The 22,123-nt window shown below is 71.0% G+C and carries 19 protein-coding genes and 3 pseudogenes; 11 read left to right on the forward strand and 11 right to left on the reverse strand.

Features of this window, described 5'->3' with window-relative positions:
- Nucleotides 1-139 precede the first annotated feature (139 nt).
- On the forward strand, nucleotides 140-3,421 hold the full coding sequence (locus IPT68_RS22810) for a S8 family peptidase (protein ID WP_228039815.1): 3,282 nt from the start codon (nucleotides 140-142) through the stop codon (nucleotides 3,419-3,421).
- A 226-nt stretch (nucleotides 3,422-3,647) separates the two neighbouring features.
- Here IPT68_RS22810 and IPT68_RS22815 read toward each other — a convergent pair whose 3' ends face one another.
- Nucleotides 3,648-4,565 (reverse strand): helix-turn-helix domain-containing protein, encoded by a 918-nt coding sequence (locus IPT68_RS22815; protein WP_189696232.1) that lies wholly within the window; start codon nucleotides 4,563-4,565, stop codon nucleotides 3,648-3,650.
- Nucleotides 4,566-4,736: 171 nt separating this feature from the next.
- Here IPT68_RS22815 and IPT68_RS22820 point away from each other — a divergent pair, with 171 nt between their 5' ends.
- The 4 genes and pseudogenes from IPT68_RS22820 (at nucleotide 4,737) to IPT68_RS22835 (ending at nucleotide 7,791) form a co-directional block, all read left to right on the forward strand.
- Entirely contained in the window at nucleotides 4,737-5,777 is a 1,041-nt protein-coding gene (locus IPT68_RS22820; protein ID WP_189696233.1) for an NAD(P)-dependent alcohol dehydrogenase, read from the forward strand.
- 164 nt (nucleotides 5,778-5,941) lie between these two features.
- Nucleotides 5,942-6,325: a VOC family protein gene (locus IPT68_RS22825; protein WP_189696234.1), complete on the forward strand. Its 384-nt coding sequence runs from the start codon at nucleotides 5,942-5,944 to the stop codon at nucleotides 6,323-6,325.
- A 139-nt stretch (nucleotides 6,326-6,464) separates the two neighbouring features.
- Nucleotides 6,465-6,989: pseudogene (locus IPT68_RS22830) on the forward strand (transposase); the annotation flags it as partial.
- A gap of 229 nt (nucleotides 6,990-7,218) precedes the next feature.
- The gene (locus IPT68_RS22835) at nucleotides 7,219-7,791 is read left to right on the forward strand and encodes an NADPH-dependent F420 reductase (protein WP_407699466.1); all 573 of its coding nucleotides are present in this window, start codon (nucleotides 7,219-7,221) and stop codon (nucleotides 7,789-7,791) included.
- Nucleotides 7,792-7,915: 124 nt separating this feature from the next.
- On the opposite strand, the pseudogene IPT68_RS22840 reads toward IPT68_RS22835, so the two are convergent.
- From IPT68_RS22840 to IPT68_RS22860, 5 genes and pseudogenes are all read right to left on the reverse strand, one after another.
- Nucleotides 7,916-8,052 (reverse strand): annotated as a pseudogene (locus IPT68_RS22840) (IS5/IS1182 family transposase); the annotation flags it as partial.
- Nucleotides 8,052-8,559 (reverse strand): annotated as a pseudogene (gene msrA, locus IPT68_RS22845) (peptide-methionine (S)-S-oxide reductase MsrA); the annotation flags it as partial. The pseudogenes msrA and IPT68_RS22840, both read right to left, overlap by 1 nt.
- 97 nt (nucleotides 8,560-8,656) lie before the next feature.
- Nucleotides 8,657-9,757: a hypothetical protein gene (locus tag IPT68_RS22850; protein ID WP_189696236.1), complete on the reverse strand. Its 1,101-nt coding sequence runs from the start codon at nucleotides 9,755-9,757 to the stop codon at nucleotides 8,657-8,659.
- Nucleotides 9,754-11,421 carry a M48 family metallopeptidase gene (locus IPT68_RS22855; protein WP_189696237.1) on the reverse strand — a complete coding sequence of 556 codons (1,668 nt, stop codon included), beginning with the start codon at nucleotides 11,419-11,421 and terminating at the stop codon, nucleotides 9,754-9,756. The genes IPT68_RS22850 and IPT68_RS22855 overlap by 4 nt, the downstream gene beginning before the upstream one ends.
- Before the next feature lie 332 nt (nucleotides 11,422-11,753).
- Nucleotides 11,754-12,872 (reverse strand): hypothetical protein, encoded by a 1,119-nt coding sequence (locus tag IPT68_RS22860; protein WP_189696238.1) that lies wholly within the window; start codon nucleotides 12,870-12,872, stop codon nucleotides 11,754-11,756.
- 199 nt (nucleotides 12,873-13,071) lie between these two features.
- On the opposite strand from IPT68_RS22860, the gene IPT68_RS22865 reads away from it, so the two are divergent.
- Nucleotides 13,072-14,247, forward strand: a complete 1,176-nt coding sequence (locus IPT68_RS22865) for a cystathionine gamma-synthase (protein ID WP_189696239.1) — start codon at nucleotides 13,072-13,074, stop codon at nucleotides 14,245-14,247.
- Here the strand turns inward: IPT68_RS22865 and IPT68_RS22870 are convergent.
- From IPT68_RS22870 to IPT68_RS22880, 3 genes are all read right to left on the reverse strand, one after another.
- Nucleotides 14,234-14,482 carry a hypothetical protein gene (locus IPT68_RS22870; protein ID WP_189696240.1) on the reverse strand — a complete coding sequence of 83 codons (249 nt, stop codon included), beginning with the start codon at nucleotides 14,480-14,482 and terminating at the stop codon, nucleotides 14,234-14,236. The genes IPT68_RS22865 and IPT68_RS22870 overlap by 14 nt on opposite strands.
- Nucleotides 14,483-14,495: 13 nt before the next feature.
- Nucleotides 14,496-14,999: a sigma factor-like helix-turn-helix DNA-binding protein gene (locus IPT68_RS22875; RefSeq protein ID WP_189696241.1), complete on the reverse strand. Its 504-nt coding sequence runs from the start codon at nucleotides 14,997-14,999 to the stop codon at nucleotides 14,496-14,498.
- Nucleotides 15,000-15,480: 481 nt separating this feature from the next.
- Nucleotides 15,481-15,987: a MarR family winged helix-turn-helix transcriptional regulator gene (locus tag IPT68_RS22880; RefSeq protein ID WP_189696242.1), complete on the reverse strand. Its 507-nt coding sequence runs from the start codon at nucleotides 15,985-15,987 to the stop codon at nucleotides 15,481-15,483.
- Between the two features lie 161 nt (nucleotides 15,988-16,148).
- Here IPT68_RS22880 and ilvA point away from each other — a divergent pair, with 161 nt between their 5' ends.
- From ilvA to IPT68_RS22895, 3 genes are all read left to right on the forward strand, one after another.
- The gene (gene ilvA / locus IPT68_RS22885; protein ID WP_189696243.1) at nucleotides 16,149-17,378 is read left to right on the forward strand and encodes a threonine ammonia-lyase; all 1,230 of its coding nucleotides are present in this window, start codon (nucleotides 16,149-16,151) and stop codon (nucleotides 17,376-17,378) included.
- A gap of 207 nt (nucleotides 17,379-17,585) precedes the next feature.
- Nucleotides 17,586-18,608 (forward strand): ATP-binding cassette domain-containing protein, encoded by a 1,023-nt coding sequence (locus IPT68_RS22890; RefSeq protein ID WP_189696244.1) that lies wholly within the window; start codon nucleotides 17,586-17,588, stop codon nucleotides 18,606-18,608.
- Nucleotides 18,605-19,459 carry an ABC transporter permease gene (locus IPT68_RS22895; RefSeq protein WP_189696245.1) on the forward strand — a complete coding sequence of 285 codons (855 nt, stop codon included), beginning with the start codon at nucleotides 18,605-18,607 and terminating at the stop codon, nucleotides 19,457-19,459. Before IPT68_RS22890 ends, IPT68_RS22895 begins: the two co-directional genes overlap by 4 nt.
- A gap of 146 nt (nucleotides 19,460-19,605) precedes the next feature.
- Here IPT68_RS22895 and greA read toward each other — a convergent pair whose 3' ends face one another.
- Nucleotides 19,606-20,106 (reverse strand): transcription elongation factor GreA, encoded by a 501-nt coding sequence (gene greA, locus IPT68_RS22900; protein ID WP_189696246.1) that lies wholly within the window; start codon nucleotides 20,104-20,106, stop codon nucleotides 19,606-19,608.
- A 167-nt stretch (nucleotides 20,107-20,273) separates the two neighbouring features.
- Complete coding sequence (locus tag IPT68_RS22905) at nucleotides 20,274-20,672, reverse strand: DUF4307 domain-containing protein (RefSeq protein ID WP_189696247.1); 399 nt, start codon at nucleotides 20,670-20,672, stop codon at nucleotides 20,274-20,276.
- A gap of 148 nt (nucleotides 20,673-20,820) precedes the next feature.
- Here IPT68_RS22905 and mca point away from each other — a divergent pair, with 148 nt between their 5' ends.
- Nucleotides 20,821-21,702, forward strand: coding sequence for a mycothiol conjugate amidase Mca (gene mca / locus IPT68_RS22910; protein ID WP_189696248.1), 882 nt, complete (start codon nucleotides 20,821-20,823; stop codon nucleotides 21,700-21,702).
- Nucleotides 21,695-21,955 (forward strand): hypothetical protein, encoded by a 261-nt coding sequence (locus IPT68_RS22915; RefSeq protein ID WP_189696249.1) that lies wholly within the window; start codon nucleotides 21,695-21,697, stop codon nucleotides 21,953-21,955. The genes mca and IPT68_RS22915 overlap by 8 nt, the downstream gene beginning before the upstream one ends.
- Nucleotides 21,956-22,123 lie beyond the last annotated feature (168 nt).

A 22,123-nucleotide genomic window follows, 5' to 3' on the forward strand; every position in this document is an offset into this window, starting at 1 on the left:
TCCTTGAGGCAGCTGATCACCCCCCGGCATACTGCGTGATTCCGGGGGGTGCACACACATGTGTGCGGAACTACCCCCGGCCGGGTGAACGGGGAATTCGCCCGGTTCCTCAACTCCAGGGGGAGTTTTGCGCACACAAGTGAAGAGAGCCGGCGTCGCCGCGGTGGCCACCGCAGCCGCCGTCGCCCTCGCCGCGGGCCTGACCAGCCCGGCGAGCGCGAAGCCGGAACAGGGCCCGAACGGCCCTGCCAAGCTCACGTCCCACCACCGCATCACCCTGATCACCGGCGACCGGGTCTCCGTGGACGCCAAGGGACGGGTCGTCGGCCTCGACCGGGCCGAGGGCCGCGAACACATACCGGTCCAGATCCGCAAGGCCGACGGCCACACCCTGGTGATACCCGCCGACGCGGCCCGCCTGGTCGCCACCGGCAAGCTCGACCAGCGGCTGTTCGACATCACCGAGCTGAACAGGTCCGCGTCCCGCAAGGCACAGAAGAACGGCCTGAAGGTCATCGTCGGCTACCGGGGCGCCGCCACCGCCGCGAAGGCCGACGTGCGCGACGCGGGCACCCTGCGCCGCAGCCTCAAGACCCTGAACGCGGACGCCGTGCAGACCGCGCACAAGGACACGCCCGAGCTGTGGGACGCGGTCACCAACGGCGACAAGACCGTCTCCGGCATCGCGCACGTCTGGCTCGACGGTGTCCGCAGGGCCACCCTCGACAAGTCCGTGCCGCAGATCGGCGCCCCCAAGGCCTGGGCCGCCGGTTACGACGGCAAGGGCGTGAAGATCGCCGTCCTGGACACCGGCGTGGACGCCACCCACCCGGACCTCGCGTCGCAGGTGACGGCGTCGAAGAACTTCACCACCGCGGCCGACGCCACCGACAAGCAGGGCCACGGCACGCACGTCGCCTCCATCGCGGCCGGCAAGGGCGCCAAGTACAAGGGCGTGGCGCCCGGCGCCGAGATCCTCAACGGCAAGGTCCTCGACGACAGCGGCTTCGGCGACGACTCCGGGATCCTGGCCGGCATGGAGTGGGCGGCCGAGCAGGGCGCCGACGTCGTCAACCTCAGCCTCGGCGGCATGGACACCCCGGAGGTCGACCCCCTGGAGGCCGCCGTCAACCGGCTCTCCGCCGACAAGGGCATCCTCTTCGCCATCGCGGCCGGCAACTCCGGCCCCGAGTCGATCGGTTCGCCGGGCAGCGCGGAGGCCGCGCTCACCGTCGGCGCCGTGGACGACGCGGACAAGCTGGCCGGCTTCTCCAGCACCGGCCCGCGCGTCGGCGACGGCGCCATCAAGCCGGACGTCACCGCCCCCGGCGTGGACATCACCGCGGCCGCCGCCAAGGGCAGCGCCATCGCGCAGGAGGTCGGCGAGAACCCGGCCGGCTACCTGACCATCTCCGGTACGTCGATGGCGACGCCGCATGTCGCGGGCGCCGCGGCGATCCTCAAGCAGCAGCACCCGGACTGGACGTACGCCGAGATCAAGGGCGCGCTGACCGCGTCCACCAAGGGTGGCGCGTACACGCCGTTCCAGCAGGGCTCGGGCCGCATCCAGGTCGACAGGGCCATCCAGCAGACGGTGATCGCCGACCCGGTGTCCGTGAGCTTCGGCGTCCAGCAGTGGCCGCACACCGACGACACCCCGGTCACCAAGCAGCTGACGTACCGCAACCTGGGCACCACCGACGTCACGCTGGACCTGAAGGCCACCGCCACCAACCCCAAGGGCCTGGCGGCCCCGGCGGGCTTCTTCACGCTCGGCGCGACCCGGGTGACCGTCCCCGCGGGCGGCAAGGCCTCCGTCGGCATGACCGTCAACACCAAGCTCGGCGGCACCGTCGACGGCGCGTACTCCGCGTACGTGACCGCGACGGGCGGCGGGCAGAGCGTCCGCACGGCCGCCGCCGTGCAGCGTGAGGTGGAGTCGTACGACGTCACCGTCAAGCACATCGGCCGGGACGGGCAGGGCACGGACGACTACAACACCGCGCTGCTCGGCTACTCGGGCCTGGGCGACGGCCGCGGCTACCAGGTTCCGGTCGCCGCGTCCGGCACCACCACCGTGCGCGTGCCCAAGGGCACCTACCTGCTGGACGCCTGGATCGCCAAGGACTTCGTCACCCTGGAGGGCGGCCTCGACTGGCTGGTCCAGCCGCAGCTGACCGTCACCAGGAACACCTCGGTGACGATCGACGCCCGGAAGACCAAGAGCGCGACCATCACGGTCCCGGACACCACCGCCAAGCCGCGGTCGGCGATGATCAGCTACTTCCTGAACAGCGCCGGTATCGGCTTCGGCTTCGGCGCCGCCTCCTTCGCCGACCTGCGCATGGCCCACCTGGGCGGCGAGATCGCGAGCGGCCTCACCCAGACCTGGGGCGGCCAGTGGACGAAGGGCGCGTCCACCGAGTACGACGTGGCAACCACCGCCGACGTCAAGAAGATCGTGGGCGACAAGGTCCGGCGGTTCAGCAAGAGCGAACTGGCCACGCTGAAGGGCAACCTGGGGGCCGCCGCCGGCAAGACCGGCGCGCTGGTCGCCGTCGGCATCTTCCCCAGCGACTTCTACCTCGGTGAGCCCGTCGAGCAGAAGCTGCCCGGCAGCCGCACGCTGTACCTGTCGACGGCCCAGGGCATCCAGTGGTCGCTCGACTTCGAACAGTGGGGCGGCAAGGACGCCCAGGGCAACCCGATCCCGGAGGCGTACTACACGCTCGGCGACCCGCGGACCTTCAGGGCCGGCACGTCGTACACGCAGACCTTCAACAAGGCGGTCTTCGGCCCGACCCTGAACACCGAGTTCGGCCTGTACCGCGAGGGCAACGACATCTACGGCTATCTGCCACTGTTCGCCGACGGCTCCCGGCACGCGGGCTCGTCGCTGTTCACCTCGGTGAACACCACGCTGTACCGCAACGGCGTCAAGGTCGGCTCCCACGACGACCCGCTGTTCGGCGAGAAGTCGTTCAGGGTCCCGTCCGGCGACGCCGAGTACCGCCTGACCACCTCGGTGAAGCGCAGCGCCAACGTCGCGGCGGCCTCCACGCGGATCGACGCGAGCTGGACGTTCCGCTCCAAGAAGCCGACCGCCGACGTGGCCAAGCTGCCCGCGTCCACCGTCCGGTTCAGCCCGCTGACCAGCCTGGACAGCCGCGTCACGGCCGGCCGCACGGCCACCTTCCCGGTCACCGTCGAGGGCTCGGCCAGGGGCAGCAACCTCAAGTCGCTGGGCGTGTGGGTGTCGTACGACTACGGCCAGACCTGGAAGAAGATCACCGTCAAGAACGGCAAGATCACCATCAAGAACCCGGCCAAGGGCAAGGCGATCTCGTTCCACGCGAAGATCACCGACAAGCAGAACAACAAGTCGACGATCTCGATCTACAACGCGTACTACGGCAAGTGATCGCGCCGCGGTCCGTACGGCCACGGCCACGGACACGAAACACGTCCACGATCACGTCCACGGTCACGGCTTCAGCTTCGGCTTCGGCATCGGCCGCAGTGAATCCGTGAGGCCGTGAGCGGGAAGCCCGCCGGGAGTTCTGCTCCCGGCGGGCTTTCGTGCGCTAGGAACGAGTGCCCGCGGACGACGGTCCTGCCCGGGACTCGGGCCGCGCCGCCCTCGGCCCTCAGGCCGACGACGCCGAAGATCCCGTGCCCGCGCGCGTCGCGTCCCGTCCCCAGCTGGCCAGCAGGCGCAGGGCCTCCGCGGACGCGGAGTCCGGTTCCGCGTGGTAGGTGGTCAGCGACTGTTCGACGTCGTCGGCCAGGCGGAACGTCTCGAAGGACAGGGACAGTTCACCGACCAGCGGGTGGCGCAGCAGCTTGACGCCGTGGCTCTTCTCCTTGACGTCGTGGGTGGCCCACAGCCGCCGGAACTCGCCGCTCTTCACGGAGAGCTCGCCCACCAGCGCCGACAGCCGCGGATCGTCCGGATGGCAGCCGGCGTCCATGCGCAGGAAGGCGACGATGTCGGACGCCTTCTGGTCCCAGTCCACGAACAGCTCGCGGTACTTCGGCCTCAGGAACACCAGCCGCGCCCAGTTCCGCTCCTGCGCCGGCAGCTCAGCCCAGTCGCCGAAGACGGCCGCGGCCATCCGGTTCCACGCCAGGATGTCCGAACGGCGGCCCACGACGTACGCCGGGACGGCGTCCATCGTGTCCAGCAGCTGCCGCAGCGCGACGCGCACCTGCTGGGTACGCGCCGTCGGCTTCTTCTTGTGCTGCTTCGGCGCGGCCAGGTGCGTCAGGTGGGCGTGCTCGGCGTCGGTCAGCCGCAGCGCCCGCGCGATCGCGTCCAGCACCTCCGCCGACACGTTGCGCCCGTTGCCCTGCTCCAGCCGCGTGTAGTACGCCACCGACACCCCGGCCAGCTGCGCCAGCTCCTCGCGGCGCAGACCGGGGACCCTGCGGTGCCGTCCGTAGTCCGGCAGCCCCACGTCCCCCGGCTTCAGCCGGGCCCGCCGGCTGCGCAGGAACTCGCACAGCTCGGCCCGCCGGTCCAGGCCGGCGCCGAGCTCCTCCACGGGCCTGAGCTGTTCGTCCATACATCCAGTATTCACGGTCGTACGCACACGAACCTGTCCCCGCCAGTGGTACGCACGGGGGACGTACGCAAAGCGGTGACCTGGGTGGGTACGCGAACCGGCGGCAACCTTGAGCTGTGCCCGGTCGGAAGGCGGCCGGGCGCGGACCCGCATCGCTAGGAGACCAACGGCATGACCACTGTCAGCGCGTACGCCGCCCCCGCCGCCAAGGCTCCGCTGGAGCGCACGACGATCGAGCGGCGGGAGGTCGGCGAGTTCGATGTCCTGATCGACATCAAGTACGCCGGAATCTGTCACTCCGACATTCACCAGGCCCGCGAGGGCTGGGGCGAGGCCATCTTCCCGATGGTGCCCGGCCACGAGATCGCCGGCATCGTCGCCGAGGTGGGGTCCGGCGTCACCAAGTTCACCGTCGGCGACCGGGTGGGCGTCGGCTGCATGGTCGACTCCTGCCGTGAGTGCGACAACTGCAAGGCCGGCCTGGAGCAGTACTGCACGCAGGGCGCCGTGATGACGTACAACGGCGTCGGCAAGGACGGGGAGCCGACCTACGGCGGCTACTCGCAGAAGATCGTCGTCGACGAGAACTACGTCGTCGGCATCCCCGAGGGCATCGGTCTCGACGAGGCCGCGCCGCTGCTGTGCGCCGGCGTCACCACGTACTCCCCGCTCAAGCACTGGAACGCCGGTCCCGGCAAGAAGGTCGCCGTGGTCGGCATGGGCGGCCTCGGCCACATGGCCGTCAAGATCGCCCACGCGCTCGGCGCGGAGGTGACGGTCCTGTCCCAGTCGCTGCGCAAGAAGGACGACGGGCTGAAGCTGGGCGCGGACCACTACTACGCCACCAGCGACCCGAAGACCTTCGAGGAGCTGGCGGGCACCTTCGACCTGATCGTGTCGACGGTGTCGGCGCCGCTCGACTTCGGCGCGTACCTCGGGCTGCTGAAGACGGACGGCGCGCTGGTGAACGTGGGCGCCCCCGAGGAGCCCATCTCGTTCAACCTGTTCTCGGTGATCAGCGGCCGCAAGACCCTCGCCGGGTCGAGCATCGGCGGCATCCGGGAGACCCAGGAGATGCTCGACTTCTGCGCCGCGCACGGGCTTGGCGCCGAGATCGAGCTGATCCGGGCGGACCAGATCAACGAGGCGTACGAGCGGGTGCTGGCGAGCGACGTCCGGTACCGGTTCGTGATCGACACCGCGACGATCTGACCGTCGCCCTTCAGTGAACTGATGTTCACATGGCTCTGTCGGCGGCCCGGTATCCCCAGGGGTACGGGCCGCCGACGAGCGTTCCGGGAGAGAGGGGGAAATGTCCGGTCGGCACGGGGCGTTGAGGTAAGTGGACGACGCGGCCGTACGACGAGGAGGCCCCCATGACCGTCCAGCTGAACCACACCATCGTCGCCGCCCACGACAAGGAGGCCTCGGCCCGTTTCCTCGCCGACCTCCTGGGCCTGGAGGTGAGCCCGCCCTACGGCCCCTTCACCCCCGTCGAGATCCCGAACGGCGTGACGCTCGACTACATGAACACGCCGGGCGACATCGCCCCGCAGCACTACGCTTTCCTGGTCTCGGAAGCCGACTTCGACACGATCTTCACCCGCATCCGGCAGGCCGACCTGACCTACTGGGCGGACCCGCACCACACCCGCCCCGGCGAGATCAACCACAACGACGGCGGCCGGGGCGCCTACTTCGACGACCCGAACGGCCACAGACTGGAAATCCTGACCCGGCCGTACGGGAGTGGCGACTGAGCTTGGTGTTTAACCTCGGCCGTTCACCTGACCCGCTGATCTTGGTTCGTTCGCGGGACAGCAGGGCGGCCGTTCTTCACGCTTCGAGGTGTCGAGCAACGTCGCGTGAAGGAACGGCCGCTGGTGAAGAGTCTCGCCGTGGACGGCCGTGCTGAACGCGATCCGGCTGGGGCCGGCCGACGACGCCACCGCGGTGACCGCCGCCCAGCTGCGCGACGTGGTCACCCGGCTCGTGCGGGCCGGGCAGTGGCGGCCGGGCGATGCGGACATCCTCGTCGTGATGGACACCGGCTACGACGTCACCCGTCTCGCCTATGTCCTGGCCGATCTGCCCGTCGAGCTGGTCGGCCGGCTGCGCTCGGACCGGGTCATGCTCCGCGACGCCGGACCGCGCCGCTCCACCCCACGCGGCGGACAGCCCCGCAAGCACGGCGGCGTCCTCACCTTCTCCAAGCCGGACTCCTGGCACACCCCCGACCAGACCACGACGTGCGACACCACCCGCTACGGCACGGCCGAAGCCCTGGCCTGGGACCGGATGCACCCCCGTCTGCAGGCCCGTGGCCCCTGGCTCGACCACTGCGGTGAACTCCCCCTGATCCACGGCACGTTGATCCGGCTGAACGTCGAGTACCTGCCCGGCGACCGTGACCCGAGGCCGGTGTGAGCCACTCACGGATGGTCGGTGCTGATCGGCTCCGCGGACTGCGGGCTCCGAGAGTCAGCCCGCTCTACAGGAACGGTGAGTGACAGACGGTAGGCCCACATGTCACAAAGCACGCCACAGTCTTGTCTTCTGGGCGACAGCACATGAAACTTCGAAAGACGGGATCGTCGTGCGTATAGCGATCATTGGTGCGGGCAATGTCGGCACCGCCCTCAGTAAGGCTGCTGTGGCCGCCGGCCACAGCGTTTCGGTGTCCGCCACCGACCGGCGCAAGGCAGTCGCCTCCGCGGCACAGACCGGCGCACGGGTAGCTGAGAACAACCTGGACGCGGTCGGCGAAGCGGACATCGTGGTGCTGGCCGTACCCGGTAGCGCGGTGACGGCCGTCGCGGACGAACTGGCCTCCGCTGTGCGTGGCAAGGTCGTCGTCGACCTCACCAATCCGCTGAACGCCACTCTCACCGATCTCGACATCGAGGAGACCTCCGCAGCGCAGACCTTGCAGCGCCACCTGCCCGACGTGCCGGTGGTGAAGGCCTTCAACACCATCCTCGCCGCGCGCCTGAACAACCCCGTCGAGCAGGGCATCACGCTCACCGCCTTCTACGCCGGCGACGACACCGAGGCGAAGAAGACCGTTTCCGAGCTCCTCGCCTCGCTCGGCTTCCGGCCCATCGACGCGGGCGGGCTGCGCATGGCCCGCGCACTGGAGGAGATGGCCCTCCTCAACATCTCGCTCAACGTCGGCCAGGGATGGTCCTGGCAGTCCGCATGGGCGCTCCTCGGCCCGACCGGCTGAAGACGGCCGGTCGTGAGTCACCAGGTGGCGACATCCAACAAGCACCGCTTGAGCTGCCACCCAGCCACTCGCAAGCTCAGCTCCGCGCCACGCAGGGTGGTGCAGCGGGCAGCGATACCGCGCGCTGCTTCAAGCGGTTGATGCAATGCTCGACGGTGTTGCGCTGCTTGTATGCCTCCCGGTCGAAGGCCGGGGCGGTCTGCCTCGGGCCTGGCCACGCCGCACCCGGTTGGCCTGCTGATCGGCCCGCTCCGGCATCACCCGTAGCCCGAGCCGGTCAGGACTCTCTGGTGGGCCTCCCGGGACGCCTCGGCCGCGGCGGCCTGCTCCGGGGTGTGGGTGTAGATCGCCGAGCGGTACTGCGTGCCCACGTCGTTGCCTTGACGGAAGCCCTGCGTCGGGTCGTGGGCCTCCCAGAACGTCTTCAGGAGACCGGCGTACGAGATCACCTTCGGGTCGTGGACCACCCGGACCGCCTCCGTGTGGCCGGTCACCCGAGCAGACCTCCTCGTACATCGGGTTCTCGGTGTGGCCGCCCTGGTAGCCGACCAGGGTCGTCCACACGCCCTCCGGGAGCCTAAGGAACGTGCGCTCGGCGCCCCAGAAGCAGCCGAGGCCGAAGTCGGCGATTTCCAGGCCCTCGGGGTAGGGGCCGAGCAGGGGGTTGCCGAGGACGGTGTGGCGGTCGGGCACCGCGAAGGCCGGCCCGGGGCGGCCCTTCAGCGCCTGCTCGGGGGTGGGCAGGCGGGGCGTACGGCCGAACAGCATGTCTTCCCGGGCGGGCGACGGGCCCCTCCCGGTCGCCGGTCGTCCCGGGGCGGCACCTCGACAACGTCGCGGCGCCGCCCCGGATTCCGGCCGTACGTCAGCCGGCGGCGACGACCTGCGCCGACGCGTCGCGTATGCGGCAGTAGTACGCCGCCATCTCGGCCCCGTCGCCCTGGTAACGCCACGGCAGCGCGTTCACATGCCCGTCCACGAGTCTGAACTGCTCGACCGCCATCTCGTCCCGGTCCTGCAGCGAGAGGTAGTACGCCAGCAGGTGACGCAGCTCCGGCAGCCGCGGATGCGCCGGGTCGGCCGCGGCGGCGTCCGCCAGTCCGGCGTCCACCCGGGCCACCATCTCGGGCGTGCGGTCGACCTCGGGGTCGTTCGAGTCGTCGTGTTCGAAGTGGGCGATCAGCGGCAGCACCGTCAGCAGGCTGCCCAGCGGCGCCTTCGCCGCCGCCCGCTCGGCGAACTCCGTGGCCAGCCGCTTGGAGCCGCGCCACTTCTCGCACCAGTACTGGAGCGCCGAGAAGTGGGCCTCGTAGTGGTGCGGGGCCCGGGCCGTGATCTCCGCCCACAGCTTGTCCATCTCGGAGTGCGGATAGCCGAGGCCGAGCGCGACCCAGATCTCCGTCAGGTACGGCGTGGGGTCGTCGGGGTTGAGCGCCGCTGCCCGGCCGATGTCCTCGCGGGCCCGCTGCAGCGTCCGGTGGAAGCCCGCGAACTGTTCCTGCGTCGTGTACTGGGCCCGCTTGCCGCCGCGTATGTCCCAGGCCAGGATGACCGTGCTGCGGGCCCGGACCACGGCCGCGTCCGGGTCGTCGCGACGGTCGGCCTCCCACGCGAGCAGCCACTCGTCGTCCTCGGCCGCGATGTCGCCCAGCAGGTACGCGGCCGCGGACCGGCGGTCCCAGTCCCGCCCGACGCCGCTCATCAGCTCGGCCGCCGCCTTCCAGTCCCCACCCCGCACGGCGCCCAGCGCCGCCTCCCAGCCGGCGGGCAGCGGACCGGCGTACTCGGTGTTCTGCCGGCCGGCGGGCAGCAGGCCGAGCTTCCGGGCCGCCTCGGAACCGGCCTCGTCGTCGCCGTCGGAGGAGCTGGTGGAGAAGAACTCCTTGAGGAACACCCCGGCCAGCCACACGACGAAGATCAGCGTGGGCACGGCCAGGATGCCCAGGATCCACAGCACTACGGTCATCGGGAGCTGTCCGTCTCTCGGTCGGCGGGGTCGTGCGGGGCGGAGGGCAGCAGGGCGCGCAGCGGGCCGGTGTCCGGGTGGTCGGCGAGCGCGGAGTCCACCGCGGGGCCGATCGCGGCGCCCAGGGCGGTGTCGGGTTCCGCCGCCGGTTCCCCGGGGGCGGGCAGCAGCCGCGCGGCCGCCGGCTGCTCCCAGGAGAACTCCCAGCGCACCCGCGCGCGTGCGCTGAACTCGGCCAGCACCATGCTCTGCAGCGACTCGCACAGGGTGGGACGGACGAACTCGCGGAAGGCGCGCCCCTTGGCGGCAGCCGCCTCGTCGGACAGCGGCAGCCGCCGCGCCAGCTGCCAGAGTTGGCCGTCGTCGATCAGGTCGAGCAGCGCGGGCAGGGTGGGGCGGGCCTTGGTGTAGAGGGCCAGGGCCCGGTGCAGCGGGGTGTTGAGGGTGGCGAGCTGTCCGCCCATGGAACCGTCGAGCAGCTCCTGCCAGTCGCCCGTACGACGGAACCGCCGCACGTCCTCCGCCAGGACCGCGTCCTCCAGGGCCGCCAGGGTTCGCTCCGGGTCGGACAGCAGGCCGAGGGCGGCGCCCTTGCCCTCGTCCGTGCGGCCGTCGGCGGGCAGCGCCTCGACGCGCTGGACCCGCTCGGCGATCGGCGGGTGCGAGTCGTACGGGGAGACCTGCTCGGCCGGCAGGTCGGTGCGCAGGCCGGCCAGCTCGAGCTGGCGGGCGGTCAGCATCCGGCCGAAGCCGCCGAACACCTCACCGCGCGGCGGCAGCAGCTCCGCCTCCGCGCCCAGCGTGGCGTAGCTGCGCATGTAGAACCCGAACGCGGCGTCCAGTACGGGGATCTCGCGCAGTGCCGAAGCGGTGGCGTCACGGCCCGCGATCCGGGCCGCCGCGGCGTCGGCGGCGTACTCCTGGCGGCGGGCGCCGGCCAGCGTGGCACGGAAGTACAGCTTCGCGTAGGCGACGTAGACCCGGGCCATGGCGCGGTAGGTGATGCCCGCGTGCCGGGTGTCGACCTCTGTCGTCTTCTTGCCCTTGGCCGCCGCCTTGGCGTTCTTCTTCTCCTGCCGGGCCTTCTCGCGATCCGCGGTCTTCCCGGCGCGCTCCTCGAAGTGCCCGATGGTGTGCAGGATCTGGGCGCGGCCGCGCACGGTGAGGGCGGCGAGGCGGGTGTCGGCGTTGGAGTAGTGCCCCAGCTCGTGGGCGAGGACCGCCCTGAGCTGGGCCTCGGTCAGGCCCTGGAGGAGGGGTACGCCGAGGTAGAGGCGACGCGGGCCCGGCAGCAGGCCGAGCAGGCGAGCGTCCTCGGTGACGGCCGCGTTGACGTCGGCGGTCAGCACGATGCGGGACGGGGCGCGGGTGCCGACGTGGTCGGCCAGCTCCCGCACGGTGCGCCACAGTGCGGGCTCGTCGGCCTCCGTGACGGGCAGACCGGCGATCTCCTCGCCCTTCGGCGTCCGCAGCATGAACAGTCCGCGGACCAGCGGGATCGCCAGGAGCACGGAGACGAGGTACAGCTTCGCCGCGAGGCCGGACGGCGCGTGCAGGTACAGCAGGTAGTCGACGCCGGCGAGGGCCGCCAGCAGCAGGATGCCGAGCAGATAGAAGCCGGCGAGCAGCAGGAGAGCGCGCAGCGCGCGCAGGGTCGCGCCCATCGGGCAGGTTCCCCCCACGGGATGTGCGGTGATGGCAACGGAGTGCCGTGACAACGGTGACGCGGGTGATCGCGGCGGGCCCGAGGTGGGTGCACGGCCCGTCATGATCAGTTGTGGGGGGAAGCGGAGTATCGCCTACCGGTGGGTTGACGTGCAAGACGTGTCCATGGCAGGCCGATGGGCGGGAACGCGCTCGGCCGGCCTCCGGTCCGACAGCGACACCGGCCGCACTCGCGCTCGTCGTGGCCGCCGCCGAGGCCGGCGCCGCGTTGGCAGCCGACCGCGTCGAGCCGCGCCCGTCCGCTGTCGTCCCGCCTTGGGCGTCCGCGTCCTCAGCGCAGCAGGGTCGCCGGGCTGCCGCCGTTCGCCTCGTATCCCGCCACCGCGAGCGCCCGGTAGACCGCGAACTCCGCGGCCGGGTCCGGGGACAGCGTCCAGGGCAGGGCCCCCACGTGGCCGTCGATGTGTATCAGCTGGCTCATGGCCTCCGCCCAGCGCTCCGAGCGGACCAGGAAGAACACCAGCAGATGACGCACATGCGCCAGCATCGGGTCGTCGGCGCGGGCCGAGTGAACCGCGTGGAGGGCGCCGTGGACCGCCTTGGTCACGACCTCGCTCTGGTAGAAGCCGGCGACCAGGTTGACCTCGGGGAGATGCTCGAACACCGCGAACAGCGGCATCGCCGCGAGCAGCGAACCCCGCGGCGCGCGGGCCGCCGCGGCCTCCGCGAACTGGGTCGCCAGTTCGCGCGAGCCGTGCCACTTCTCGCACCAGTAGTGCAGCGCCGCCAGGTGCGCGCCCATGTGGTTCGGCGCGCGGTCCAGAATCTTCAGCCACAGCTGCTCGAACTCCGCGCGCGGGTAGGCCAGGCCGCGGGCCACCGACAGCTCGATGATGTACGGAACGGGGTCACCGGGGGCGAGCAGCGCCGCCTCGCCGCACGCCGCCTTCGCCTCCTCCATGATGATCCGGAACTCGTCCGTGCCCGGCGTCGCCGTCCGCCACGCCTGCTGCACCAGGAACTCGGCGTGCACCGCCGCGCCGCCCGCGTCCTTGGGTGCCTGAGCCCGCCACACGCGCAGCCACTGGCCGCCCGGCGTCTCGCTGACGCCGCCCGGCCGCTGCAGCAGCTCCAGCGCCGCGGCACCGGCGAAGGCCTGCACACGCTGCCAGCGCCGCTCGCCCTCCGCCTCCGTACCCGCGAGGAGCTGCGCGGCGGCCCGGTGGTCCTGCGTGCGCTGCACCAGGTCCAGGACGTCCACCAGGTCCTGGTCGGGGCCGGGCATGCGGACGTCCAGCTCCTCCTGCCGTACGAAGCCGTAGTTCGCGGGGTCCGCCGCGTCCGGGTGGCCCGGTGTGACCAGCTCTATCCCCCTGCGCCTGCGCATCACCAGCGGACTCAACGCGAAGCCGATCAGGAGCAGGGCGAACAGGACCCAGAGAATTTCCATGCCTCAAGCGAACCAGACGCCGCCGACAATTGGCCAACCCCCTCCGCCGGGCCTGTGGACAACGTCGACGTGCGGTGCGCGCCGCGCCCCGCGGGGCCGCCGGGAACCGGCCCCGGCCGGACACCGGCGACCCGCGGATTGCGGACATACCCCGCCGCGCCCTGCGGTACAGCCGGTGCAGCGCTTACGCTCGGTTCCCATGAGCGACAGGCACATCAGTCAGCACTTCGAGACGCTCGCCATCCACGCGGGCAACACGGCCGACCCCCTCACCGGCGCGGTCGTCCCGCCGATCTACCAGGTGTCCACCTACAAGCAGGACGGGGTAGGCGGTCTGCGCGGCGGCTACGAGTACAGCCGCAGCGCCAACCCGACCAGGACCGCCCTGGAGGAGAACCTCGCCGCCCTGGAGGGCGGCCGTCGCGGCCTCGCGTTCGCGTCCGGACTGGCGGCCGAGGACTGCCTGTTGCGCACGCTGCTCAGCCCCGGCGACCACGTGGTCATCCCCAACGACGCGTACGGCGGCACGTTCCGGCTGTTCGCGAAGGTGGTCGCCCGGTGGGGCGTGGAGTGGTCGGTCGCCGACACCGCCGACCCCGCCGCCGTACGGGCCGCCATCACGCCGAAGACCAAGGTCGTATGGGTGGAGACCCCCTCCAACCCGCTGCTCGGCATCACCGACATCGCCGCCGTCGCCCAGGTCGCCCGGGACGCCGGCGCCCGGCTCGTCGTGGACAACACCTTCGCGACGCCCTACCTTCAGCAGCCGCTGTCGCTCGGCGCGGACGTCGTGGTCCACTCCCTGACCAAGTACATGGGCGGCCACTCGGACGTCGTGGGCGGCGCGCTGATCGTCGGCGACGCGGAACTCGGCGAGGAGCTGGCGTTCCACCAGAACGCGATGGGCGCGGTCGCCGGGCCCTTCGACTCCTGGCTGGTGCTGCGCGGCACCAAGACCCTCTCCGTGCGCATGGACCGGCACAGCGAGAACGCGGGCAAGATCGCCGACATGCTCACCCGCCACGCGCGCGTGACGCGTGTGCTCTACCCGGGACTGCCGGACCACCTTGGTCACGAGGTCGCCGCCAAGCAGATGCGCGCGTTCGGCGGCATGATCTCCTTCCGGGTCGAGGGCGGCGAGGAAGCGGCCGTCGAGGTCTGCAACCGCGCCCGGGTGTTCACCCTCGGTGAGTCGCTCGGCGGCGTCGAGTCGTTGATCGAGCACCCCGGCCGGATGACGCACGCCTCCGCGGCCGGCTCGGCGCTCGAGGTCCCCGGTGACCTGGTGCGCCTGTCCGTCGGCATCGAGAACGCCGACGACCTGCTGGAGGACCTCCAGCAGGCGCTGGGCCAGCGGGCGGCTACCAGCCGGTGAGCGGTGGGGTCGTCTCCGACGGCGGCTCCACCCAGGGGCGCACGGTCAGGGCCCACACGGCGAACGCCACGGCCGCCGTGCACAGCAGCAGCCAGCCCAGACGCAGGGCGAGCGCCCTGCGCCGCAGCAGGCGCTCGCCGAGGCGTACGGCGTCGGCGCACAGGTCCGGCGGCACCTGGGGCGGCGTCCGCTCCATGATCCGCCGGGCGGCGGCCTCCCGCTCGGCCCGGCTCACCGCGAGCGCCCGCTCATGATGCCGCCGCTTTCGCGCCCGTCACCGCGGGCGTGGCCGGCCGGGGCGGGTGCAGCAGGGTCGCCGTGGCCCGGTCGCACAGGGCGTGGACGCGCTCAGTGGGCAGTCCGAGCAGCGCCGCCGTCTGTTCTTCGGCGACCCCTTCGTACAGCCGGAGGACCACGATCAGGCGCTCCTGGGGAACGAGGTCGGCGAGCGGGCTGCCGGGATGCGGGCGGGCCCGGCCGAGGGCGCCGTACTGGTGCCAGGCGCGGTGGGCGAAGCGGGTGGCGAGGTACGCGCGCGTGCGGACGTAGGGATCCTCGCCGCGCAGCCGGTCCCACGAGGCGTACGTGTGGGCCAGGGCCCGCGTCAGCAGGTGCCGCGCGCGCGGGTTGGCGTTCGGTGCCTCGGCGGTGAGCAGTGTGGCGGTGTGCAGCAGACGTCCCGCCGCGCCGGCGACGAACGCCGCGAACTCCCGGTCCCGTCGGGCGCCGTGGGACGCTTGCCGTTCTCGCACCGCGCCTCCCCCCTGAGGCCGACCTGAGGAAACGGATCCCGCGCCGCCGCGCCGCATCCGGTTCACCGGCTGCCATCCCGCGTACGACGACCACGAGGACCCGGTCTCATATGAGGGTAGGCGCGCGCTTTCGGTCAAGAGCCGCGCACGGTGGGAATCGCCCGTTGCCGGGGCCCGCGTGGCGGGGGAGGGACAGGCGGCCAGGGGCACGCCACGCGGATGTCACGCCACTCAGGTCATGCCGGTCCGAGGTCGGGCCGGTCAAGGGTCACGCCGGTCCGAGGTCCGGGCAGGCGGCTCGAAGGTCCCCCGGTCCTGCGGTCGGCCGGTCATGGAGGCAAGTCGTCAGCCAGGCATGATCACGCCACCGTACGAGACCCCGGCCCCGTCCCCGGCTTCCTCCCCGGGCCCCGGCCCCGGGCGCCCCGCGCGCGTGCCCGCACCCGACGCGGCACCCCCCGGTACGAGGAAGCCGGTGATCTCAGGAAGCCGGCGGGGCTTCCGCCACCGGCACCCCCTGGGCCGTCATCCGGGCCGAGAGGGCGTGATTGAAGCGGGTGAGGAGCGTGCAGAAGGCCTCGCGCTCCTCCGGCGCCCAGTCGTGTGTCAGCTCGGCCATCAGCTGACGCCTCGACGAGCGCACCTCCTCCAGCCGCGCCGACCCGCGCGGGGACAGCTGAAGCACCACGGCGCGCCCGTCCTCGGGGTGCGAGGTCCGCTTGACCAGGCCCGTGTCGACCAGCGGAGCCACCTGCCGGGTGACCGTCGACGAGTCGATGCCCATGCTCGCGGCGAGCGCCTTGACGCCCATCGGCCCTTCCTTGTCGAGCCGGTTGAGCAGCAGGTACGCGGCGCGGTCCATGGAGTTGCGCACCTGACCGACCCCGCCGAGCCGGGTCTGTTCGGCACGCCGGGCGAACACCGCCACCTCGTGCTGCAGCGCGTCGAGAAGGCCGGGGTCACCGACGGTCGTCATGTCCATCGACATTTCAGGTGTTGTGGGCATGGCCGGGGGCTCACTTCATGCTGGGTGCTGGGTTGGGGGACAGGGTACGCGGAGGAAAGGCAGGCCGTACCGGGGCTGAGGAAACCGGTCTCGGACGTTGGTCACAACCGCTGTGGCGGCGTGTGAACTGCGAGACTTGAGTCATGAACTACCGCGAGGCCGCCCCCTTGCCCCCGGTCACCCTCGACGACGTACGCGGCGCGCAGAAGATGCTCAGCGGCGTCGCACGTGTCACCGCCATGGAGGGCAGCAGGTACCTGTCCCAGCTGGTGGGGGCGCCGGTCCACCTCAAGTGCGAGAACCTCCAGCGGACCGGCTCCTTCAAGCTCCGCGGCGCCTACGTCCGGATCGCCGGCCTGCTGCCGGAGGAACGCGCCGCCGGCGTGGTCGCCGCGAGCGCCGGGAACCACGCACAGGGCGTCGCCCTGGCGTCCTCGCTGCTCGGCGTCCACTCCACCGTGTTCATGCCGAAGGGCGCCCCGCTGCCGAAGATCAGTGCGACGCGCGACTACGGCGCGGAGGTGCGCCTGCACGGCCAGGTGGTCGACGAGACCCTGGAAGCCGCGCGGGAGTACGCCGCCGAGACCGGCGCGGTGTTCATCCACCCCTTCGACCACCCGGACATCATCGCCGGCCAGGGCACGGTCGGCCTGGAGATCCTGGAGCAGTGCCCGGAGGTGCGCACGATCGTCGTCGGCATCGGCGGCGGGGGTCTGGCGGCCGGTATCGCGGTCGCCGTGAAGGCGCTGCGGCCGGATGTACGGATTGTCGGCGTGCAGGCGGCGGGCTCGGCGGCGTACCCGCCCTCACTGGCGGCGGGACGCCCCGTGTCGATCGAGAATCCGGCGACGATGGCCGACGGCATCAAGGTCGGACGGCCCGGCGACGTGCCGTTCGGGATCATCGAAAATCTGGTGGACGAGGTCCGGACGGTCAGCGAGGATGAGCTGTCCACCGCGCTGCTGCTCTGCCTGGAACGGGCGAAGCTGGTCGTCGAGCCGGCCGGGGCGAGTCCCGTGGCCGCGCTGCTGAGCGATCCGCGTGCCTTCGAGGGCCCGGTCGTGGCGGTGCTGTCCGGCGGCAACGTGGATCCGGTGCTGATGCAGCGCGTCCTGCGGCACGGTATGGCGGCGCAGGGCCGCTACCTGGCCGTACGGCTGCGGCTGACGGACCGGCCGGGAGCCCTGGCGACGCTCCTCGGGGTGTTGTCAGTGGTGGACGCTAACGTCCTCGACGTGAGCCACGTACGGACCGATCCACGGCTCGGGCTCACGGAGGCGGAGGTCGAACTGCACCTGGAGACGAAGGGTCCGGCGCACTGCGTCGAGGTCGGCGAGGCCCTGCGCACGGCGGGGTACACCGTCATCGGCTGAGTCGCCGGGGCGAACCGGCACCTGCGAAGGCCCAGGTCGGGCCGGGGTCAGGTCAAGATCGCGCACTCTTCGTCGCTCGTTCGGGAATTTCCGTTGAAGGACGCGATACATCGCGTTATGGTGTGTCTTCGTGGCACCACCCCTCAGGCGCAGTGAAAGCCGCACACCCGTACTTCCCAAAGCAATCCCGACGACGTGGAGACTCATATGCCAGGCGCCATCTATGCCGAAGGTCTGGTCAAGACCTTCGGTGACGTAAGGGCACTGGACGGCGTCGACCTCGATGTCCCCGAGGGCACCGTCCTCGGCCTGCTGGGGCCGAACGGCGCTGGCAAGACGACGACGGTCCGCTGTCTGACGACCCTGTTGCGCCCCGACAGCGGCCGTGCCGTCGTCGCGGGCATCGACGTACTGGAACAGCCCGACCAGGTGCGGCGCTCGATCGGCCTGTCCGGCCAGTTCGCCGCCGTCGACGAGTACCTCACCGGCCGGGAGAACCTCCAGATGGTCGGCCAGCTCTACCAGATGAGCGCGAAGGCCGCCAAGGCCCGCGCGGGCGAGCTGCTCGACCAGTTCAACCTCGCCGACGCGGCCGACCGGCCCGCCAAGACCTACTCCGGGGGCATGCGCCGCCGGCTCGACCTGGCCGCGGCGCTGGTGGTCTCACCGCCCGTGATGTTCATGGACGAGCCGACGACCGGCCTCGACCCGCGCAACCGCCAGCAGCTGTGGGAGGTCATCAAGCAGCTCGTCTCGGGCGGCACGACGCTGCTGCTGACCACCCAGTACCTGGAGGAGGCCGACCACCTCGCGCACGACATCGCGGTCGTCGACCAGGGCCGCGTGATCGCCCGTGGCACCTCCGACGAGCTCAAGGCCCGCACCGGCGGCGAGCGCGTCGAGGTCGTGGTGCACGAGCGCGAGCACATGACGGCGGCCGCGGAGCTGCTGGCCGGCTTCGGCAAGGGCGACACCACCGTCGAGGAGCACACCCGCAAGCTCACCGTGCCCGTCACCGGCGGAGCCAAGCTCCTCGCCGAGGTGATCCGCGAGCTGGACGCCCGCGGCATCGAGATCGACGACATCGGCCTGCGCCGCCCGACCCTCGACGACGTGTTCCTCTCCCTCACGGGACACGCGGCCGAGGTCGAGGACGCGAACGAGGCAGAGGAGGGCGCTTCGCCCGCCGACGCCAGGGGCCGCAAGCGCAAGAAGGAGTCCGTCAAGTGAGTGCCGTCACCGACGCCGCCCCCCGGGCCGCCCGCCCGCATCCGCTCGGCCAGTCCGTCCGGGACTCCCTGGTCGTCGCCAAGCGCAACCTGATCCGGATGTCCCGGATCCCCGAGATGATCATCTTCGGGCTCTTCCAGCCGATCATGTTCGTGGTGCTGTTCAGCTATGTGTTCGGCGGCTCGATCAACGTCCCGGGTGCGGGCCTGAGCGCCTCGGGGTACCGCGAGTTCCTGATGGCGGGCATCTTCGCGCAGACCGTCACGTTCGCCACCGCCGGAGCCGGCGCGGGCATCGCCGACGACATGCACAAAGGCCTGATCGACCGGTTCCGCTCACTGCCCATGGCCCGTGGCGCGGTCCTCACCGGCCGCACCCTCGCCGACCTGGTGCAGACGGCCCTGACCCTGGTGGTGCTCGCCGTCGTCGCCGTCCTGGTCGGCTGGCGCACACACGAGAACGTCGGGAAGGTACTGGCCGGCTTCGGCCTGCTGCTCCTGCTCGGCTACGCGTTCTCCTGGATCGGCGCACTGATCGGCCTGTCCGTGCGCACCCCCGAGGCGGCCACCTCGGGCGGCCTGATCTGGCTGTTCCCGCTGACCTTCATCTCGAACGCGTTCGTGCCCTCGGACAACATGCCCGCGTTTTTGCAGACCATCGCCGACTGGAATCCGTTCAGCGCCACCGTGCAGGCCTGCCGTGAACTCTTCGGCAACCTCCCGGCGGGCTATCCGGTGTCCGACGCCTGGCCCATGCAGCATCCGGTGCTGGCATCGCTGCTGTGGTCCCTGCTGATCCTCGTGGTGTTCCGCACCCTGGCCGTGCGGAAGTACCGCTCGGCGACGGCGTGACGTGACCGGGCCGGTGCCGGTGCCTGTGCCTGTGCCTGTGCACTGATCTGAGCATGAAGAGGCCCCCGGCGCCGCGAGGACGCCGGGGGCCTGTCCAGAACGGGCGGACCCGGGCCGGCAGTCGGCATGCCGGCCGTTCCGCGGAGTCAGCCGCTGTACGGCTCGGCCTTCAGGATCTTCACCGAGGCCTTCTTGCCGTTGGGCAGCTCGTACTGCGCGTCCTCGCCGACCTTGTGTCCGATCACGCCGGCCCCCAACGGGGACTGCGGCGAGTAGGTCTCGATGTCGGCGCTCGCGTACTCGCGCGAGGCGAGCAGGAACGTCAGGGTGTCGTCCTCGTCACCGTCGAAGGCGATCGTCACGACCATGCCGGGGGCCACCGCACCGTCCGTCGAGGCCGGCGCCTCGCCGACCTTGGCGTTCTCCAGGAGCTGGGTCAGCTGGCGCACGCGAAGCTCCTGCTTGCCCTGCTCCTCCTTGGCCGCGTGGTACCCGCCGTTCTCGCGCAGGTCGCCCTCCTCGCGCGCGGCCGCGATCTTGGCGGCGATCTCCGTGCGCGCAGGACCAGTAAGGTACTCAAGCTCGTCCTTGAGCTTGTTGTACGCCTCCTGGGTCAGCCAGGTGACGTTCTCGCTGGTCTGGGTCACAGGTGCTCCTCGTCGGTACTGGGAATACAAAGCATCGCCCTACCCAGAAGAATGTTCCTCCATGAGAGGGCGAAACCACGAGCCTAACAATTCAGGGGCGAAAGAGGGAGGACATTAGTGCCAAAAATCACGTCAGCGCAGCTCAGCGCTGCGGATGACGAGTGACATCAGTCGGCGTGGCAGCCCAGCAGCTCCGCCGTGGTGCCCGGCGCGGTCGTGCGCAGCGTGACCACCTCGGTGATCCGGCCGGCGTCCCCGTCGAAGCGGAAGTCGGCCCGGCCGACCTCGGCGCCGTCGGCCGCCTGGGAGCGGACCGTGCAGTAGCCGGAGGCGCCCGCCTCCTTCTCGACCGCGAGTGTCACCTTCACCGCCTCGTCCGAGGGATCGAAGCTGATCACTTCCGCACTGATCTTGTTCGCGGCGATGTAGTGGTAGGCGAAGTATCCGATCACCGCGATGAGCAGGGCGCCCAGGGCGATGCCGACGACCTTGAGCGTGCGATCGGCGCGCTCGTCCGAGGAACGGCCGTAACGGCCCTCCGGCAGTCGCGTGCTCGCCGTGCTCATGATCGTCCTCTCGGCCGGGGCGGGATCGAGGGTCCCGAAGGGGGCTTCCGAGGCGTACCCCGGAATTTCTCGCCCCCCGATTCGGTCACTATAGAAGCCGCCGTTCGCACCCGGTCACACCGGGCGCCGACCAAACGAGGATTGAGTCTTGACTGACCAGCTGCGACTGATGGCCGTCCACGCGCACCCCGACGACGAGTCGAGCAAGGGCGCGGCCACCATGGCGAAGTACGTGTCCGAGGGGGTGGACGTGCTGGTGGTGACCTGCACGGGCGGGGAGCGCGGCTCCATCCTCAACCCCAAGCTGCAGGGCGACCGGTACATCGAGGAGAACATCCACGAGGTACGCAGGCGAGAGATGGACGAGGCGCGCGAGATTCTCGGCGTCAAGCAGGAGTGGCTCGGCTTCGTCGACTCCGGCCTGCCCGAGGGCGACCCGCTGCCGCCGCTGCCGGAGGGCTGCTTCGCCCTGGAGGACGTCGACAAGGCGGCCGGCGAGCTGGTGAAGAAGATCCGCTCGTTCCGTCCCCAGGTGATCACCACCTACGACGAGAACGGCGGCTACCCGCACCCCGACCACATCATGACCCACAAGATCACGATGGTGGCGTTCGAGGGGGCCGCGGACACCGAGAAGTACCCGGAGAGCGAGTACGGCCCGGCGTACCAGCCGCTGAAGGTGTACTACAACCAGGGCTTCAACCGGCCGCGGACCGAGGCGCTGCACCAGGCGATGCTGGACCGCGGCCTGGAGTCCCCCTACGGCGAGTGGCTCAAGCGCTGGGACGAGTCCGGCCACAAGGACCGCACGCTGACCACGTTCGTCCCGTGCGGTGACTTCTTCGAGATCCGTGACAAGGCGCTGATCGCGCACGCCACGCAGATCGACCCCGACGGGGGGTGGTTCCGGGTGCCGATGGAGGTCCAGAGGTCGGTCTGGCCGACCGAGGAGTACGAGCTCGCGAAGTCCCTCGTGGATACCTCCCTCCCCGAGGACGACCTCTTTGCGGGCATCCGCGACAATGCCTGACATGAGCGCAAGCGCGAGCCTGGCAATGACCCACCTCGTCACCCTCGCCAAGGAGGTCGACGAGGACAAGGTGACCCCCGGCGTCCTCGGCTTCATCGTCTTCGCGGTGATGGCCCTGGCCGTCTGGGGCCTGATGAAGTCGATGAACCGGCACATGGGCCGGGTCGACTTCAAGGACACCCCGGACCCGGCCGTGGGCCCCGGCAAGGACACGGCGGACACGGGCGCCCCGGGTAAAACGTCACAGGGCTGAGCGTCCCGCCCCGCGGCGGGGGCCCATCGCCCCGGGCGGCCACCGACCGGGCCACCGACCGGGCCCTCGCACATGCGGCCGCCACCGGGCCGCTACGGCGTGGGCTCCTGTCCGCGTGCCCTCACCGTGAGCGGTCCGCCGGGAACGGCGACAGCCGCACGGCCCCGC

It is taken from the genome of Streptomyces chromofuscus, assembly GCF_015160875.1.
Taxonomy (GTDB): Bacteria; Actinomycetota; Actinomycetes; order Streptomycetales; family Streptomycetaceae; genus Streptomyces; species Streptomyces chromofuscus.

Bases quoted from the DNA above. Each gene is read 5' to 3' on its own strand.
- IPT68_RS22815 (WP_189696232.1), bottom strand. From the start codon at position 4,565: ATGGACGAACAGCTCAGGCCCGTGGAGGAGCTCGGCGCCGGCCTGGAC.
- IPT68_RS22820 (WP_189696233.1), top strand. From the start codon at position 4,737: ATGACCACTGTCAGCGCGTACGCCGCCCCCGCCGCCAAGGCTCCGCTG.
- IPT68_RS22825 (WP_189696234.1), top strand. From the start codon at position 5,942: ATGACCGTCCAGCTGAACCACACCATCGTCGCCGCCCACGACAAGGAG.
- IPT68_RS22850 (WP_189696236.1), bottom strand. From the start codon at position 9,757: ATGACCGTAGTGCTGTGGATCCTGGGCATCCTGGCCGTGCCCACGCTG.
- IPT68_RS22855 (WP_189696237.1), bottom strand. From the start codon at position 11,421: ATGGGCGCGACCCTGCGCGCGCTGCGCGCTCTCCTGCTGCTCGCCGGC.
- IPT68_RS22860 (WP_189696238.1), bottom strand. From the start codon at position 12,872: ATGGAAATTCTCTGGGTCCTGTTCGCCCTGCTCCTGATCGGCTTCGCG.
- IPT68_RS22865 (WP_189696239.1), top strand. From the start codon at position 13,072: ATGAGCGACAGGCACATCAGTCAGCACTTCGAGACGCTCGCCATCCAC.
- IPT68_RS22880 (WP_189696242.1), bottom strand. From the start codon at position 15,987: ATGTCGATGGACATGACGACCGTCGGTGACCCCGGCCTTCTCGACGCG.
- ilvA (WP_189696243.1), top strand. From the start codon at position 16,149: ATGAACTACCGCGAGGCCGCCCCCTTGCCCCCGGTCACCCTCGACGAC.
- IPT68_RS22890 (WP_189696244.1), top strand. From the start codon at position 17,586: ATGCCAGGCGCCATCTATGCCGAAGGTCTGGTCAAGACCTTCGGTGAC.
- IPT68_RS22905 (WP_189696247.1), bottom strand. From the start codon at position 20,672: ATGAGCACGGCGAGCACGCGACTGCCGGAGGGCCGTTACGGCCGTTCC.
- IPT68_RS22915 (WP_189696249.1), top strand. From the start codon at position 21,695: ATGCCTGACATGAGCGCAAGCGCGAGCCTGGCAATGACCCACCTCGTC.